Below are 15251 nucleotides of genomic sequence, written 5' to 3'. Positions count from 1 at the left end.
CGGCGACGCAATATGTGACAGCCAGCGTGGTGACCGGTGCCATTGTGTGACGCGCAAGGCTGGTTTGCGTTCGCGCCGCCCGCGCCGCGCGCCTAACGTTTTCGTGCCCGCCGCACATCGGCACGCCACCGGCGATGCCGAGCGCCGCAGGCCCATCCGTTCCCGACGCATCGCCGCCCTCGGCGCGGCACGGGCGCGCTTTGGCCATCCTTTTTCAAAACTACGGGGAAGACCGCACATGCAACTCAAGTACGCATTGCTCGGTAGCGCCATTCTCGCCGCGCTGGCTTTGACCGCCGGCCGCACCAACGCCATCGCCGACCTGGCCGGCGGCGACGCCGCGGCCGCGCCGGCCGCTTCGGCCGCGCTCGCCGCGCAGAGCCGCGCCGATGCCGCGAACGCCGTCGCCGAGCATCACCGCACCCCGCTGGCGGCGCTGTTCGCCGGCACCGGCGCGCGCGCCGGCAGCGATCTGGTCGCTTCCTCGCCGGGCGAAGCCGAGGCCGACGCCTCGCCCGCCGCCGCGCGCGCGCGCGGCCTGCTGCAGGGCGCCGCCGGGCGCGAAGTGAACCGCGTCGCCGCCGACGGCTTCCGCGCCCGCGACGTGATGGTGGACCGCGACGGCACCGAGCACGTGCGCATGGAGCGCAGCTACCAGGGCCTGCCGGTCGTCGGCGGCGACTTCGTCGTGCACAGCCAGAACGGCCAGCTCAAGTCGATCAGCCAGGGCGACAACATGCGCACCCTCGCCCGCCCCGAGTTGCAGCCGAAGATCGGCCTGGAGCAGGCCAAGGTCGAGGCCGGCGCCAACTTCGACGGCCAGGTGCGCAACATCGACAACGCCGGGCTGGTGGTGTTCGCGCGCGGGGTCGAGCCGACCCTGGCGTATCAGCTGGAACTGCACGGCGACCGCCGCAACGACCCGCTGCCGGGCCACATCACCTACTTCGTCGACGCCGGCAACGGCAAGCTGCTGCAGGCCGACGACCGCATCCAGACCGCCGCCTCCAACGGCACCGGCAAGACCCTGCTGATCGGCAACGTCGGCATCGTCACCGACTCCACCAGCAGCGGCTTCCGCCTGGTCGACCCGAGCCGCGGCAACGGCTCGACCTACGACGCGCAAGGCTCGATGAGCTACACCAACGGCTTCCCGAGCGCGACCTTGTTCACCGACGCCGACAACAGCTGGGGCAACAACGCCACCAGCGACCGCGCCACCGTCGCCGCCGACGCCTACTACGGCGTCGCCGCGACCTGGGACTATTACAAGAACGTGCACGGCCGCAACGGCATCTTCAACGACGGCAAGGGCGTCAAGAGCTTCGTCCACGTCGGCAGCAACTACGACAACGCGTTCTGGTACGGCTCGCAGAAGCTGATGGCCTACGGCGACGGTTCCAGCTTCAAGCCGCTGGTGGCGCTGGACGTGGCCGGCCACGAAATGACCCACGGCGTGACCGAGGCCACCGCGCGCCTGGGCTACTACAACATCAAGGACACCGGCGGCATCAACGAAGGCGTCTCCGACATCTTCGGCACCCTGGTCGAGTTCAGCGCCAACAACGCCAACGACCCGGGCGACTATCTGATGGGCGAGAAGCTGGTCAAGAACAACCCCAACGGCACCAGCGCGCTGCGCATCCTGTTCAAGCAGGACGCCGACGGCCGTTCCAAGGTCTGCTACCCCAGCGGCGGCTTCACTGCCTCGCAGACCGGCCAGGGCGGCACCTACGACCCGCACTACACCTCCGGCGTGCTGAACCGCATGTTCTATCTGTTGTCCGAAGGCGCGGTGGTGCCGGCCGGGTTCAACTACACCAAGGCCCAGCTGGTCTGCAACGGCGACACCGCGATTACCGGCATCGGCCGCAACAAGGTCGGCGCGATCATGTACCGCGCGCTGACCCGCTACTTCGTGTCCAGCACCACCTATCCGCAGGCGCGCACCTGGACCTTGCAGGCGGCGACCGATCTGTACGGCGCCAATTCGGCCGAGTACGCCGCGGTGGCGCGCGCGTGGAGCGCGGTCAGCGTCAACTGAGGCAAGGTTGTTCGCGCCGGTGTGACGGCGCGATGGAAACGGCCCGCTCGCGCGGGCCGTTTCTTTTGTCGGGTTCCGGTCGATCCGATCGTTCGTCGCAAGCGTGGCGGCGCGGTCGCGGCTCGCGCCGCTCCTGCAGGGGCAGCGCCGCCGCAACGCAGCGACTGTAGGAGCGGCGCAAGCCGCGACCGCGGAATTTCAAATCGCGACGACAGCCCGCGTCATTCCTCATGCACGCACGACTGCCGGCTTCAGTTGCCTGGGCAAGCCACACCGCGCGTCATCCCGCCGCCCGCTCCACCCGCAACGGCGGCCAACGCGCATACGTGAAAGCACGCCACAACCATTCCAACGGCCCGAACCGGAACCGGCGCAGCCACCACGTACTGAACGCCATCTGCGCGACGAACAGCGCCAGCGCGGCCAGGATCAGGGTGCTGTACGACCAGCGCCCCCACTGCCCCAGGCCGTAGCCGTACATCAGCCACGTCGCGACCAGCGACTGGGTCAGGTAGTGGCTCAGCGCCATGCGCCCGGCCGCGGCGAAGCGCAGCGGCCAGCGCGCGCCGGCGTGCAGCCACGACACGATCGCGGCGATCGCGGCCAGCGCCAGCGGCAGGCCGGCGGCGAGGTGCAGCGTCTGCGCCAGCATCGACCTGGCGGTGAAGACCGCCGTCGACGGCGTCGCGGTCAGCGCCACGCTCGCGGCGGTCAGCGCGGCGCCGACGGCCAGGCCCCACGCCAGCATCGCCCGCAATCGTTCGCGCTGGCGCTGCGGATCGGCCAGCACACCGCTGCGCGCCAGGCCGGCGCCGATCAGGAACAGGCCCAGGGTCAGCGGCAACATCAGCGTCCAGCCGGAGACGACGAAGTCGAAGAAGAACCACAGGCGCTGGGCGGTGGCCGCGGCGTAATCGCCGTGGGCGTACGCGGCGACTTCGGCCGCGCGCTCGGCCTGCGCCGCGGCCAGATCCTGCGGCCCGCCGACCGCCACGCCGGGCACGGTCAGCGCCGCGGCGATCAGCAGCATCCAGCCGATGCCGGCCGCGTACAGCGCGCCGCCCAGGGCCAGCCACGTCTGCGCCGACAGCTTGCGCAGCGCCAGCAGCGCGAACGCGCACAAGGCATAGGTGACCAGGATGTCGCCGGCCCAGATCAGCCACGCATGGATCAGGCCGATCGCCAGCAAACCGAGGCTGCGGCGCAGGTAGACCGCGACGAAGCCGCGCGCGGCCGCCTGCGCGCGCGCGAGCATGGTCGCGAAGCCCATGCCGAACAGCAGCGCGAACAGGCTCCAGGCCTTGTCGTTGATCGCCACGTAGACGAACGTCGCCCAGGCGCGGTCGGCGCCGCGCAACGCCGGGTCGATGCCGTCGTGCAATTCCAGCAGCGGCCCGGCGAAGCCGGAAACGTTGCTGAGCAGGATGCCGAGCAGGGCCAGCCCGCGCAGCGCGTCGAGCGCGGCCACGCGTTGCGGCGCGGCGACCGGGGCGAATTCGGGGACGGAAGCGGTCATGGGGAACTGCGCAAACGAAAGGCGAAAGACAAGACGGCAAGCACGGCGAGTATGCACAGGCCGGATCTTGCGGGAGGCCTTCAGGCCCGGCGCTTTTCGACCCGTTGCAGGAGGGCTTTCAGGCCCGGCGCCTTTCGCTTCGTTGTGGGAGAGCCTTCAGGCCCGACGCTTTCCGCTCAGCTCGCCGTTGCAACGGGACCGTGCGAAGGCCTTCGGCCCGACGTTTTTCGCTCGAATCGCCGCTTCGGATCGAAAGGCGCCGAGCTTGAAGGCCCTCCCACGACAAAGCGAAAGCCGTCGACACTGAAGACTCTCCCGCAACGCAGCGGAAGGCATCGGGTCCGAGGCCCCGCGGCGAAAACGCGAACGGCCCGCATGCGCGGGCCGTCCGGTGTCGCCCGACCGCGGCCCGGACGGGCCGCGCGGACTCAGTGGGCGTGGCCGCCGTCGCCGTGCACGTGGCCGTGCTCGACTTCTTCCGCCGCCGCTTCGCGCACTTCGACGATCTCGATCGCGAAGTGCAGGTCCTTGCCGGCCATCGGATGGTTCAGGTCGACGTCGACCACGCTCATGCCGACCTTCAGGATCGTCACCGCGCGCGGGCCGAAGTTGGTCGGCAGCACGGCCTGCATGCCCGGGGTCAGCTTGGCGTCCTTGAAGTACTTCTTCGGCACGCGCTGGGTCAGGCCGTCCTGGCGCTCGCCGTAGGCTTCGGCCGCCGGCACGTCGACTTCGAACTTGTCGCCGGCCTCGCGGCCGTCCATCGCCTTTTCCAGGCCCGGGATGATGTTGTTGTGGCCGATCAGGATCGCCAGCGGTTCGCGGCCTTCCGAGCTCTCGACGGGCTCGCCGCCCTGCTCGGCTACGGTGTAGTGGAAACGCACGACGCGATCTTTTTCGATTTTCATGGCTAGTCCGGCTGGTGGGCGCGCACGGCGCGCCCGGGGAAATAAAGGAATCGGCGGCCGATTCGCGCCGGCCGCCACAAAACGACACATCGATTGTCTTGTCGCCGCTGCCGCCAGCCGCCAAGCTATCGGCCGTGACGAAGGCCGCGCATTATCCCGGCAACACCGCTCCCGCGCCAGCGCGCGGGCCCTGGCCGTTGCCGGCCGCCGTGCTGGCGCTGGCCCTGTGCGGCCTGCTCGCGGCCTGCAGCGGCGGCAAGCAGACGGTGCGCCGCACGCCCCCGCCGGCCCAGCCCGCCCGGGTCTGGCCGCACGTGGACCCGGACAACCCGGTCGCCGCCAACGCCGTGCTGATGCGCGCCTTCAGCCTGGTCGGCACCCCGTACCGCTACGGCGGCAACACCCCGGAAGGCGGCTTCGACTGCAGCGGCCTGGTCAATTACGTCTACCGCGACATGCTGGCGCTGAACCTGCCGCGGACCTCGCGCGACCTGGCCGGCTACCAGGGCCCGCGCATCGACCCGCTGCGGCTGGCGGCCGGCGACCTGGTGTTCTTCGGCAGCTCCGGCAACGTCAGCCACGTCGGCATCTACGTCGGCGAAGGCCGCTTCGTCCACGCCCCCAGCACCGGCGGCACGGTCCGCCTGGACCGCCTGGACGGCCCGTACTGGCGCGATCATTACAGCGGCGCCAAGCGGATTCTCAAGTAATCCTGCGACTCGAATGAACAGGACTGCGGCTTAGTACGCGTCAAAAATGTGAGCAAAATCACATACCTGTTTACGCTCGCCTAACGAAATTTGAACCACACCGTCCCACCCGGCGGGTATTGTCCTTCTCCGGTGACGACTCTGTGATTCCTAAGTGACGACTTCGACCCATCGCCACAACCGCCAGACTGCCACCCCCCAAGCATCTTGCGACACCGCCCAAAGCCGACGCCCCGGCCGCCGGGCCAGCCAACGAATCCTGCTCACCGCCACCCTGGCGGTGTGCGCCCTGCCCGCCTTCGCCCAGTCCGTGAGCGCCGGCGCGGCTTCCTCGCTGCTCCCGGGCGGCCCCTCGCTGCGCAACGATTCGGCCGACGCGCCGGAAGCCAGCGGCGGCCACATGCTGCCGGAAGCGATGACCCTGTCCGACCGCGCGCTGATGCTGGCGACCGACCTGAACCGGATGCTCGGCCAGGGCCAGGACATCCCGCTGAGCAAGAGCGACATCCCGGTCGCCGAACAGGGCCGGATCAAGGGCATGCTGCAAAAGGCCCTGGCCCTGCTGGGCACCCCGTACCGCTGGGGCGGCACCTCGCCGGACCAGGGCTTCGACTGCTCGGGCCTGGTCGGCTACGTGTTCCGCAACGCCCTGGGCATCGAACTGCCGCGCGTCTCGCGCGAGATGGCCAAGACCGGCGAAGTGATCGACCGCGACGCCATGACCGAAGGCGACCTGGTGTTCTTCGGCCGCCGCGGCCGCGTCGACCACGTCGGCATCTACCTCGGCGACGGCCGCTTCGTGCACGCCCCGCGCACCGGCAAGGACGTGACCGTGTCGAGCCTCGACAGCGGCTACTGGAGCGGCAAGTTCATGGAAGCGCGCCGGGTCGACGGCATCTGAACCTCGGTACCGCGCCGCATCCGACAGGCCGCCTCCGGGCGGCCTGTTGCGTTTTGGGTCTTCGAAGCGACCGGCCACCCCGCGGTCGCGGCTCGCGCCGCTCCTACAGTCGGATACGAACCCACGGCCGCCCCCTGTAGGAGCGGCGCGAGCCGCGACCGCGACACCGCGCTTGCGACGCGACCCGCCACTCCGCAGCCGCCGCACCGAAGTACGAACGAACCCCGACCTCAGGCCTCGTTGACGTACCGCTCCACCGTCGCCTCGATGCCCTTGCTCAACTCCATGACCTTGAGCGCGTACTCGGCCAGGCGCTTGTCGTCGTCGGTCACCGGCGTCCACGCCGGCACCGGGGTCGGCTTGCCTTCGACCGTGTCCATCGCGACGAACACGATGACGCAATGGGTGCACAGCCGCTCCTCCGGCTCGCCGTCGTCCAGGCCCGGGTCGCGCGCCTTGACGTCGACCGCGAAATGCATGCTGCTGGTGCCGGTGTGGATCAGCTTGGTGTGCACGGTGACCAGATCGCTGATCCGGATCGGCGCGACGAAGCGGATGCCGCCGACCGCGACGGTGACGCTGTACTTGCCGCTCCAGCCGACCGCGGCGGCGTAGCCGGCCTGGTCGATCCACTTCATCACCATGCCGCCGTGGACCTTGCCGCCGTAATTGACGTCGGTGGGCTGGGCGAGGAAACGCAGGTTCAATTCGCGTTGCTGACCTTTCATGCTCAGGCTCCCTGGACGCGCAGATGACGGACCACGGCGGCGCCGACCCGGTGCACGGCCTCGCGCTGGCGTTCGTCGCCGAGCTGGCCGTACTCGTGCAGTTTCTCCCCGGCCTGGCCGACCGCGACCTGCTGCGGCACCACGATCAAACCGAGCTTGGCCAGCGCGTCGCGCAGCACCAGCAGCGAACGCAGGCCGCCGAGCGGCCCCGGCGAGGCCGAGACGATGCCGGCGACCTTGTCGGCGAACAGGCTGGTGCCCGAACGGCCGTCCGGCAGCGGGCGCGAGATCCAGTCGAGCGTGTTCTTGACCAGCGCCGGCATCGAACCGTTGTACTCCGGCGTGGAAATCAGCAGCCCGTCGTGCTGCGCCATCAGCTCCTGCAGCCGGCGCGCGTTGTCGGGCATCGCCTCGGCTTCGATATCGCCGTCGTAGACCGGCAGCGCGTAATCGCGCAATTCGATCAGCTCGACCTGCGCGCCGGCGGCGCGCGCGCCCTCGGCCAGCACCGGGATCAGGCGGCGGTTGTAGGAACCCGAACGCAGGCTGCCGGCGAAGGCGAGCAGGCGCGGGGGCGAGGCGGTGGGGCTGGCGGACATCGAATAACTCCTATGCTGGCCGGCGAATTATGCGCGAGCCGTACGCCTGCCGGCATGCGCGCTTGCAGGCCGCCGCGGCCGGCGCGATGCTCGCCGCATGCCGGCCCGCCGGGCCGGCCGCATCAGGGGAGCAGTCGCGATGGTACGCACGATTCTCGCGGTGGTCGCCGGCATGGTGTTGGCGATGCTGACCATGCACCTGTTCGAGTACGGCTCGGCGCGGCTGCACCCCCTGCCGCCGGGCATCGATCCGCGCGATCCCGCGGCGATGAGCGCGCATGTCGCCGGCGCGCCGTGGCCGGCGATGCTGACGGTGCTGGCGGGCTGGGTCGCCGCGGCGTTCGACGGCGGCTTGCTGGCCGCGTTGATCTCGCGCCGGCACCCGCGCGGCGCCGCGCTGACGGTCGGCGCGCTGATCGTCTGCGGGGTGATCGCGGTCAGCCTGCTGCTGCCGCATGCGTGGTGGATGATCGCCGCCGGCGTGCTGTCGCCGCTGCCGGCGAGCTGGCTGGGTGCGCGGCTGGCGCAACGGCGCGCGCGCACGGCGGCCTGAAAGCGTCGCGCTACGGCGCATGCGCAGCGGCCGCGGCGCAAAGAAAACCCCGGCGATGCCGGGGTTTTCTCGTGCAGCCCGGCGACGCTTCGCGCCGCCTCACTTCTCCTGCTTGAACTCGCCGAACTCCTTGAGCTGCGACTGCACCGCCTTGTAATCGCCGACCACCACGATCGACTGGTCCTTGGCGGCGTAATACTTCTTGGCCATCGCCTGCACCTGGGCGGCGTCGACCGCGCGGATCTTCGGCACGTATTCGCCGAGGAATTCCGCCGGCAAACCGACCAGCCAGTTGCCGGCCAGGCTGTTGGCGACCGAGCGCTGCTGCTGGTTGCCGATCAGGTAGCCGCCGGCGACGTAACGCTTGGTGTCTTCCAGTTCCTGCGCCGGCACCGGGTAGTCGTTGAGGCGGCCGAACTCGTAGACGAATTCGCCGAGCGAGGCGCCGGTGACTTCGTTGCGCACGTCGGCCGAGGCCTGGATCGCGCCGCCGGCGCGCAGCGCGGTGAGGCCGCCGCGGGCGCCGTAGGTGTAGCCCTTGTCCTCGCGCAGGTTCTGCATCAGGCGGCTGCTGAAACCGCCGCCGAGGACGATGCCGGCGAGCTGCGCCGGCACGTAGTCGGCGTCGGTCGCGGCGATGCCGGGACGGCCCAGGCGCACCGCCGACTGCACGCTGCCGTCGCGCTGGACGAACAGGCGCTGGGCCGGCGCGCTGGGCTGCGCCGGGGCGATGTCGGCGACCGCTTCGCCGGTGGCTTTCCAGCCGCCGAACGCGGTTTCGGCGAGCTTGAAGCCCTGCTCGGCGGAAATGCGGCCGGCGACGACGAGCAAGGCGCGGTCGGGGCGGAACCGGCGCGCGTGTTCGGCGCGCACCTGCTGCGCGCTGACCGCATTGATCGACGCTTCGGTCGGCTGGGTGCGGGCGTAGGGATGATCGCCGTACACCGCCGCCGACAGCGCGCGCGCGGCCTTGTAGCCGGGCTGCGCCTGCGCGGCTTTCAGGCCTTGCAGCGCGTTGGCCTTGGCCAGTTCCACTTCGGCGTCGGGGAAGGTCGCGGTCTGCGCGACTTCGGCGATCAGGCCGAGCATCGGCGCGGCCTGCGAGGCCAGCGCGTCGCCGCTGAGGATCACGCCGTCGTTGAGCGCGGACGCGCCGATCGAGCCGCCGTAACCTTGCGCGGCCTCGGCCACCGCCTTGGCGTCGCGCTTGCCGGTGCCTTCGACCAGCAGGTTCGCGTACAGCGAGGCGAAACCGCGCGCGTCGCCGGCGTCGGCGCCGTAGCCGGCGTTGCGCACGGCCAGCACGTAGTCGACCCGCGGCAGGCCCTGGCGCGGGACCACCCACACCTCCAGGCCGTTGGCGAGGGTCTTGCGGGCGATCTGCGGCACCGGCAGCGGCTTGTCCGCGGCCAGCGGCGGCAGCCGCTCGGGTAGCGCGACCGAGGGGCCGGCGTGGGCGATGCCGGCGGCGACGCCGAGCGCCAGCGCGAGCGACAGCGCGAGTTTGTTGGTAGTCATGCTCATGGCCTCGCTCTCCTCAGTTCTTCGCCGGCGCGGCGGCGGCGGGCGCCGCGGCGAGCGCGGCCGGGCGGCGGTCGATGACGGTGCGGTTGGCGCGGGTCAGATAGGTCTTGGCCACGCGCTGCAGGTCGGCCGAGGTCACGCCCTCGATCAGCGCCGGAATCTTGTTGACCGCGTTGGCGTCGCCCCACAGCGTCTGCGTCACCGCCAGGGTGTCGGCGCGCTCGATGAAGGCGTCCAGGCCGTTGTACCAGTCGGCCAGCATCTTGGTCTTGACCCGCTTGAGCGTGGCCGCGTCGACGCCGTTCTGGGCGATCTTGGCGACTTCCTCGTCGATCACCGCCAGCACCGCGTCGGCGCTGCTGTCGGGCTTGTACAGCGCGAACAGGGTGTAGAGCGTCGGGCCGTTGTAGTTCCAGGCGTCGCCCAGGCCGTACAGCGGCGAGACGTTGATCGCGATCTGGCGCTGTTTGACCAGCGCCTGATACAGCCGCGAGGCGTCGTCGCCGGCGAGCACGTTGCCGAGCACCGCCATCGGCGCCTGGTCGCGGCTGCCGCGCGCAGGCATCTTCCAGCCCGCGGCGATCGCCGGCACCTGCGCCAGCGCGTCGGTCTGGCTGATCCGCTTCTCGGCGGTGTTGAGGCCTTCGCTGTAGTCCGACGGCGCCGGCGTCGGGCGCCCGGCGACCGCGCCGAAGTACTTGTCGGCCAGGGCGAAGGCTTCCTCCGGGGTGACGTCGCCGGCGATGCCGAGCACGGCGTTGTTGGGGCCGTAGTAATCGCGGTGGAACGACTGCACATCGGCGAGGCTGGCGTTCTCCAGGTCCTGGAAGCTGCCGTAGCCGTCGTGGTTGTTCTCCCACTTCTGGAACGCGTGCTGGCCGATGTCGATCCACATGAAGCCGCCGTACGGCTGGTTCTTCACGTTGACCCGGATCTCCTCCTTGACCACGTCCTGCTGGTTCTTCAGCGTGGTCGGATTGAAGTCCAGGGTCTTCATGCGGTCCGCTTCCAGCCACAGGATGCGTTCCAGCGCGGACACCGGCGCGACTTCGATGTAGTTGGTGTAGTCCGGGCGGGTCGAGCCGTTGTTGCGGCCGCCGCCGCCGGAGATGACCTTGTCGAACACGCCTTTGCGCGCGACCGGCGTGCCCTGGAACATCAGGTGTTCGAACAGATGGGCGAAGCCGGTGCGGTTCTTCGGCTCCAGCCGCATGCCGACGTGGTAGACCACGCTGACGCCGACGGTCGGCGAGCTGTGGTCGGTGGATACGACCACGGTCAATCCGTTGTCGAGTTTCTTGACCGCTACCGGCAACTGCCAACGGTCGCTCTCGGCGGCGGACGCGGTCGCGAACGCAGCGGAGGCGAGCGTGGTCAGGCCGGCGAGCAGCACGCAGAGGTGACGCTTGCGCATGGAGGGCTCCCTGTCCTGTCGTGGTGAACGGCGCCGGCGTAGCGCGGGCGCAGTTGTGCGCACAGTAACCCGAGTCCCGGCGCCCGGTGCGGGTCGGAAGTCACGTGGGGTGACCGCCGCCGCTGGCCGTTGCCGGCCCGATCGCCGACACTGTGCGCCGCTTTCCCCCGTACCGACCCCGCCGATGCCGTACACCCCCATCGTGGCCACCCTGGGCTACGTGCTTTCGCCCGATGGCCGCCAGGTCCTGATGGTCCATCGCAACGCCCGCCCCGACGACCACCAGCTCGGCAAGTACAACGGCCTGGGCGGCAAGCTCGAGCCCGACGAGGACGTGCTGGCCGGCATGCGCCGCGAGATCCGCGAGGAAGCCGGGATCGAATGCACCGCGCTGCAACTGCGCGGCACCATCAGCTGGCCCGGTTTCGGCAAGCGCGGCGAGGACTGGCTGGGTTTCGTGTTCGTCATCAGCGCGTTCGAAGGCGAGGCCTACGCGAGCAATCCCGAAGGCACGCTGGAGTGGGTCGACCTCGACCGCCTGCACGAGCTGCCGATGTGGGAAGGCGACCGCGAGTTCCTGCCGCTGGTGTTCGACCGCGACCCGCGGCCGTTCCATGGGGTGATGCCGTATCGCGAGGGGCGGATGGTGTCGTGGACGTATTCGCGGGTGTGAACCGCGGCGCGGGCCCGATCTGACCGCAGAGCGTCGTCCGGCTCACTCCCCTACCCGCACCGTCCCGCGCCCGTCCTTCTGCTCGAACACGAAGCTGTAGGCCATGCTGACCGCGACGGCTTCCTCGCGGCCGGTAACGCAACCCTGCTCGTCGATCGGCTTGGCGCCGGGATAGACGCAGCGGAACGCCGGATCGAAGCGCCAGCGCGCCACCGCGGCGCGCGCGGCGGCGACGAAGTCCGGCGCGGCCGGCGCCTGCGTCGGACAGCCTTCGCTCGCGGCCAGCACACGGCTGTCGCTGACCGCGCCGTCGGCGCCGATGGCGACGCTCAGGCACACCGTCTGCGGCGGCAGGCGCTGCGCCAGCAAGGCCGGCGGGTACTCGGGCGCGGCGTTGCCGGCTTCGGCCAGCGGCATTTCGAAGGTTTCGTTCGCCGCCAGCTGCATGCGCTCGGCGGCGACCAGGCGTTTGTCGATGGAGCGCACGCCGACCGCGCCGGTCGGCGGCGCGGCGGGTTGCGGCGGCGGCGCGCTGGCGCAGGCGCAGGCCAGCAGCGCCAGGGCGGCGGGGGCGGCGAAGTGCGGGAGTCCTTTGGGCATCGCGAGCGCTTCCTTGAGGTTGTGCGGGATCATGGCCGATGCGGCGGCGTTGTCGCCACCGACGCCTTACGTTCCGCCATCAGCGGCCCTCAATCCCCGCGCTGCCCGAGCCGCTGCACGAGAGGCTCCCACTCCACCTCCCAGACCCGGCCGTTCCACTCCCAGCCCGGCGCCTGCCAACCGAGCGCATCGCTGGGCTCGCTCGCCAGCGCCTCGCCTTCGAAGCGCAGCGACAGCACATGGCGCGAGCGCGGCGCGCGCCGCAGCAGCGCGCGCCGGCGCGGTTGCGTGTCGTCGTCGGGTCGGTCGGCGCCGTCGCCGGGTTCGCCGAACACCACCAGGCAGCGCTGCGCGTCGATCCGCAACAAATGGATCGGCACGCCGGTCTCGCCGTCGCGCGCGCTCAGCGAGGCGAGGAATTCGTAGCGTTCTTCATCGACCGTGCCGGCCTCCAGGTCGTCCCAGTACGAGCCGAAAATCCGCCGGCGGTTGTTGCGCGCGGCGCGGCTGACGCGCAGCGCGACCCAGGCCGCGATCAGGGCCAGGAACAACGCGATGCCCAGGCCCGCGACGAGCGCTGGCGCGAGCGTATCGGCGCCGCGATGGCCCGTGCCCCACAACGGTTCGAGCCAGCGCTGCAGGAACAGCGCGCCCGCGGCCAAAACGCAGATCAGGATCGGCCAGGCCCACCACGCACCCGAGCCGGAGCGGGCGCCGCCGATGGCGCCGAGCTGTTGCCGCTCGGCCGCCGTCATGCGTCGCGATTCGATCGTTACCGGCATGCGCCCTCCCTGGATCGATGCCGCTGCATCCGCGACGCGCAGCGCGCGCGCCGCAACCGCGCTAAGCCTTGCCTTCCTCGATCCCGACATCGGTCGGCGCCGCCTCGTACACCTCGCGGTCGAGCAGCCCGGTCTCCTTGGCCACCAGCACCGGCACCAGCATCTGTCCGGTCACGTTGGTCATGGTGCGCATCATGTCGAGCACGCGGTCGATGGCGTACAGGTAACCGATGGTCTCCAGCGGCAGGCCGGCGGCGCTGAGCACGACGGTGGCCATGATCACCGCGGTGCCGGGAACGCCGGCGGTGCCGAAGCTGCCGAGCACCGAGGCGATCAGCACGATGAAGTACTGGTCGCCGGTCAGCGGCGTACCGGTGTATTGGGCGATGAACACCGCGCACAGCGCCGGATAGATCGCGCCGCAGCCGTCCATCTTGATGCTCGCGCCGAGCGGCGAGGCGAACGCCGCGTAGTCCTTGTTGACGCCGAGGTTGTGGGTGATCGAACGCATCGCCACCGGCATCGCGGCGAAGCTCGACGAGCTGACGAACGCCACCTGCATGCCCGGCGCGGCGCCGCGGAAGAACTTCAGCGGGTTGAGGCCGTGGGCGAGCAACAGCGCGCTGTAGACCACGACGATGTGCAGCGCGCAGGCCACGTACAGCGCGAGCACGAAATTGCCGAGCGGCAGCAGCTTCTCGAAGCCGTAGGCGCCGACCAAAGCGGCGATCAGGCCGAAGGTGCCGATCGGGGTCACTTCGAGAACGAAGCGGGTGACCTGGATCATCAGCTCGCTGGCCTCGCCGACCAGCTTGCGCACCCCGGCGACTTTCTCGCCGAGCTTGACCATCGCGAAGCCGAGCAGGCCGGCGAAGAAGATCACCGGCAGGATCGAGCCCTTGCCGGCCGCGAGCACGGTTTCGCCGGCGGCGTTCTTGGTCGTGCCGATGCCGGTCAGGGCGTAGAACGGATTGCTCGGCACCACGTCGAGCAACACCTTGGTCACGCTGGGCACGTCGCGCGGCTTGTACGCCGAGTCCATCGCCAGCCCGATCACGCCGGCGCCGGGTTGCAGGATCGTGCCGACCGCCAGGCCGACCGCGACCGCCAGCACCGCGGTGATCGCGAACCAGAGGAAGGTACGGCCGCCGAGCGCGGCGATCGACTTCTGCCCGTGCAGCGAGGCGACCGCGTTGATGACCGCGAAGAACACCAGCGGCACCGCGATCATCTTGATCAGGGTGACGTAGAGATCGCCGAGCGGCCCGAACCAGGTTTCCGCCGCCGGCCCGAACGCCCAGCCGGCCAGCGCGCCGAGCGCGAAGCCGGCGACGACGCGTTGCCAGAACGGAATGCGGAACCAAGCGGAGAACAAGGCGGTCATCGCGGCTATCCGGGTCGAAGATCGGTCAAGGACGGGGCGGACGCTGCGCCGGCGCGGCGGCGGGCGGGCGAACGCGGGGACGACACGATAAACAGCTTGGCCGGCGCGCCGGCTGATCCAAGTGCATAAGCGCGCAACCAAACGTCATGACTGTGAGCGGCATCGGCAAAATCGCCTCCCGCCTCGGCCGCGCTCAAGAGCGCGCCCGGCCTGCGCGCGCCGGCGCCGCGGCCGCGCGCCGGGCCGGCGCGGCCGGCTTGGACGCCGCGCGCGGCGCGGGTTTGGCCGCCTCGGGCGCGCCGGCCTTGGCGCCGTCGGCGAACAGGATCGCGCGCAGCAGGCCCGGGAAACGCAGCTCCAGATCGTCGCAGCGCAAGGTGTTGAGATACTGCGTTCCGGATTTCACCGTATGCACCAGCCCGGCCGAACGCAGCAGGTCGAAATGGCGCGACAGCGTCGCCCGCGGCAGCCCCAGCTGCTTTTCCTCGGACACGCGGATGCACGACACCGGGTTGTCGCGGCTCAGGCCGCGCACCAGGCTCAGGCGCACCGGATCGGCCAGCGCGTACAGCACCGCGGTCAGTTCGATGTCGGCGGTGGCGGGGTGATGCAGGGGTCTCATGGGGGCAAGCTTGCTACAAGCCGGGGGCGGCCGCTATTGTTTTCGTGGTTCCGAATATTGGAACTACAGCGATTCGATTCAAGGTGGCGGCGGCTGTCTGCGCCTTTCCTTCAGCTGCGCTGCTCCATTCGTTGGCGGCGCTGTCGATCGACGGGCGGAGAAGGCGATCCGGATGCGGGTGGCGACGTTGGTGCGGATTCGCGGTCGCGGCTTGCGCCGCTCCTACAGGTAGCCCATGCGGTATGCGGGAGTGGCGCGAACCTGCAAACGCCCGCGCCCCACCCGGCCACGAT

General features: G+C 70.3%; 15 protein-coding genes. 5 read left to right on the top strand and 10 right to left on the bottom strand.

Going from position 1 to position 15251, the window contains the following annotated elements; all coding sequences use genetic code 11:
• Positions 1-238 precede the first annotated feature (238 nt).
• Positions 239-2044: a M4 family metallopeptidase gene (locus tag JHW38_RS23695; RefSeq protein WP_207523726.1), complete on the top strand. Its 1806-nt coding sequence runs from the start codon at positions 239-241 to the stop codon at positions 2042-2044.
• A 280-nt stretch (positions 2045-2324) separates the two neighbouring features.
• Here JHW38_RS23695 and JHW38_RS23690 read toward each other — a convergent pair whose 3' ends face one another.
• Both JHW38_RS23690 and JHW38_RS23685 read right to left on the bottom strand, forming a co-directional pair.
• Positions 2325-3560, bottom strand: a complete 1236-nt coding sequence (locus JHW38_RS23690; RefSeq protein ID WP_207523725.1) for a DUF418 domain-containing protein — start codon at positions 3558-3560, stop codon at positions 2325-2327.
• A gap of 428 nt (positions 3561-3988) precedes the next feature.
• Positions 3989-4468, bottom strand: coding sequence for an FKBP-type peptidyl-prolyl cis-trans isomerase (locus tag JHW38_RS23685; protein ID WP_207523724.1), 480 nt, complete (start codon positions 4466-4468; stop codon positions 3989-3991).
• Between the two features lie 134 nt (positions 4469-4602).
• On the opposite strand from JHW38_RS23685, the gene JHW38_RS23680 reads away from it, so the two are divergent.
• Both JHW38_RS23680 and JHW38_RS23675 read left to right on the top strand, forming a co-directional pair.
• Entirely contained in the window at positions 4603-5178 is a 576-nt protein-coding gene (locus tag JHW38_RS23680; RefSeq protein ID WP_207523723.1) for a C40 family peptidase, read from the top strand.
• Between the two features lie 310 nt (positions 5179-5488).
• Complete coding sequence (locus JHW38_RS23675; protein ID WP_242691076.1) at positions 5489-6079, top strand: C40 family peptidase; 591 nt, start codon at positions 5489-5491, stop codon at positions 6077-6079.
• Positions 6080-6309: 230 nt separating this feature from the next.
• Here the strand turns inward: JHW38_RS23675 and JHW38_RS23670 are convergent, their stop codons facing one another.
• Both JHW38_RS23670 and JHW38_RS23665 read right to left on the bottom strand, forming a co-directional pair.
• Positions 6310-6807 (bottom strand): acyl-CoA thioesterase, encoded by a 498-nt coding sequence (locus JHW38_RS23670; RefSeq protein WP_207523722.1) that lies wholly within the window; start codon positions 6805-6807, stop codon positions 6310-6312.
• 2 nt (positions 6808-6809) lie between these two features.
• On the bottom strand, positions 6810-7406 hold the full coding sequence (locus JHW38_RS23665; protein WP_207523721.1) for an NADPH-dependent FMN reductase: 597 nt from the start codon (positions 7404-7406) through the stop codon (positions 6810-6812).
• A gap of 139 nt (positions 7407-7545) precedes the next feature.
• Between JHW38_RS23665 and JHW38_RS23660 the strand changes: the two genes are divergently transcribed.
• Positions 7546-7959 carry a hypothetical protein gene (locus JHW38_RS23660; RefSeq protein ID WP_207523720.1) on the top strand — a complete coding sequence of 138 codons (414 nt, stop codon included), beginning with the start codon at positions 7546-7548 and terminating at the stop codon, positions 7957-7959.
• 99 nt (positions 7960-8058) lie between these two features.
• Here the strand turns inward: JHW38_RS23660 and JHW38_RS23655 are convergent, their stop codons facing one another.
• Positions 8059-9483, bottom strand: a complete 1425-nt coding sequence (locus tag JHW38_RS23655) for a M16 family metallopeptidase (protein WP_242691075.1) — start codon at positions 9481-9483, stop codon at positions 8059-8061.
• Positions 9484-9496: 13 nt separating this feature from the next.
• A complete protein-coding gene (locus JHW38_RS23650; RefSeq protein WP_207523719.1) occupies positions 9497-10897 on the bottom strand; it encodes a M16 family metallopeptidase in 1401 nt (466 codons plus the stop codon).
• 184 nt (positions 10898-11081) lie between these two features.
• Between JHW38_RS23650 and JHW38_RS23645 the strand changes: the two genes are divergently transcribed.
• Positions 11082-11570 carry an NUDIX hydrolase gene (locus JHW38_RS23645; protein ID WP_207523718.1) on the top strand — a complete coding sequence of 163 codons (489 nt, stop codon included), beginning with the start codon at positions 11082-11084 and terminating at the stop codon, positions 11568-11570.
• Between the two features lie 42 nt (positions 11571-11612).
• Here the strand turns inward: JHW38_RS23645 and JHW38_RS23640 are convergent, their stop codons facing one another.
• The 4 genes from JHW38_RS23640 to JHW38_RS23625 form a co-directional block, all read right to left on the bottom strand.
• Positions 11613-12170: a hypothetical protein gene (locus JHW38_RS23640; RefSeq protein WP_207523717.1), complete on the bottom strand. Its 558-nt coding sequence runs from the start codon at positions 12168-12170 to the stop codon at positions 11613-11615.
• A gap of 89 nt (positions 12171-12259) precedes the next feature.
• Positions 12260-12952 (bottom strand): hypothetical protein, encoded by a 693-nt coding sequence (locus JHW38_RS23635; protein WP_207523716.1) that lies wholly within the window; start codon positions 12950-12952, stop codon positions 12260-12262.
• 61 nt (positions 12953-13013) lie between these two features.
• A complete protein-coding gene (locus JHW38_RS23630) occupies positions 13014-14336 on the bottom strand; it encodes a dicarboxylate/amino acid:cation symporter (protein WP_207523715.1) in 1323 nt (440 codons plus the stop codon).
• Between the two features lie 193 nt (positions 14337-14529).
• The gene (locus JHW38_RS23625; RefSeq protein WP_207523714.1) at positions 14530-14958 is read right to left on the bottom strand and encodes an ArsR/SmtB family transcription factor; all 429 of its coding nucleotides are present in this window, start codon (positions 14956-14958) and stop codon (positions 14530-14532) included.
• Between the last annotated feature and the right edge of the window lie 293 nt (positions 14959-15251).

This window comes from Lysobacter enzymogenes (assembly GCF_017355525.1).
Taxonomy (GTDB): Bacteria; Pseudomonadota; Gammaproteobacteria; order Xanthomonadales; family Xanthomonadaceae; genus Lysobacter; species Lysobacter enzymogenes_C.
The sequence above is the reverse complement of the archived record's forward strand: the minus strand, read 5'-3'. Positions and strand labels throughout refer to the sequence as shown.

Bases quoted from the DNA above. Each gene is read 5' to 3' on its own strand.
- JHW38_RS23695 (WP_207523726.1), top strand. From the start codon at position 239: ATGCAACTCAAGTACGCATTGCTCGGTAGCGCCATTCTCGCCGCGCTG.
- JHW38_RS23690 (WP_207523725.1), bottom strand. From the start codon at position 3,560: ATGACCGCTTCCGTCCCCGAATTCGCCCCGGTCGCCGCGCCGCAACGC.
- JHW38_RS23685 (WP_207523724.1), bottom strand. From the start codon at position 4,468: ATGAAAATCGAAAAAGATCGCGTCGTGCGTTTCCACTACACCGTAGCC.
- JHW38_RS23670 (WP_207523722.1), bottom strand. From the start codon at position 6,807: ATGAAAGGTCAGCAACGCGAATTGAACCTGCGTTTCCTCGCCCAGCCC.
- JHW38_RS23665 (WP_207523721.1), bottom strand. From the start codon at position 7,406: ATGTCCGCCAGCCCCACCGCCTCGCCCCCGCGCCTGCTCGCCTTCGCC.
- JHW38_RS23660 (WP_207523720.1), top strand. From the start codon at position 7,546: ATGGTACGCACGATTCTCGCGGTGGTCGCCGGCATGGTGTTGGCGATG.
- JHW38_RS23655 (WP_242691075.1), bottom strand. From the start codon at position 9,483: ATGAGCATGACTACCAACAAACTCGCGCTGTCGCTCGCGCTGGCGCTC.
- JHW38_RS23650 (WP_207523719.1), bottom strand. From the start codon at position 10,897: ATGCGCAAGCGTCACCTCTGCGTGCTGCTCGCCGGCCTGACCACGCTC.
- JHW38_RS23645 (WP_207523718.1), top strand. From the start codon at position 11,082: ATGCCGTACACCCCCATCGTGGCCACCCTGGGCTACGTGCTTTCGCCC.
- JHW38_RS23640 (WP_207523717.1), bottom strand. From the start codon at position 12,170: ATGCCCAAAGGACTCCCGCACTTCGCCGCCCCCGCCGCCCTGGCGCTG.
- JHW38_RS23635 (WP_207523716.1), bottom strand. From the start codon at position 12,952: ATGCCGGTAACGATCGAATCGCGACGCATGACGGCGGCCGAGCGGCAA.
- JHW38_RS23630 (WP_207523715.1), bottom strand. From the start codon at position 14,336: ATGACCGCCTTGTTCTCCGCTTGGTTCCGCATTCCGTTCTGGCAACGC.
- JHW38_RS23625 (WP_207523714.1), bottom strand. From the start codon at position 14,958: ATGAGACCCCTGCATCACCCCGCCACCGCCGACATCGAACTGACCGCG.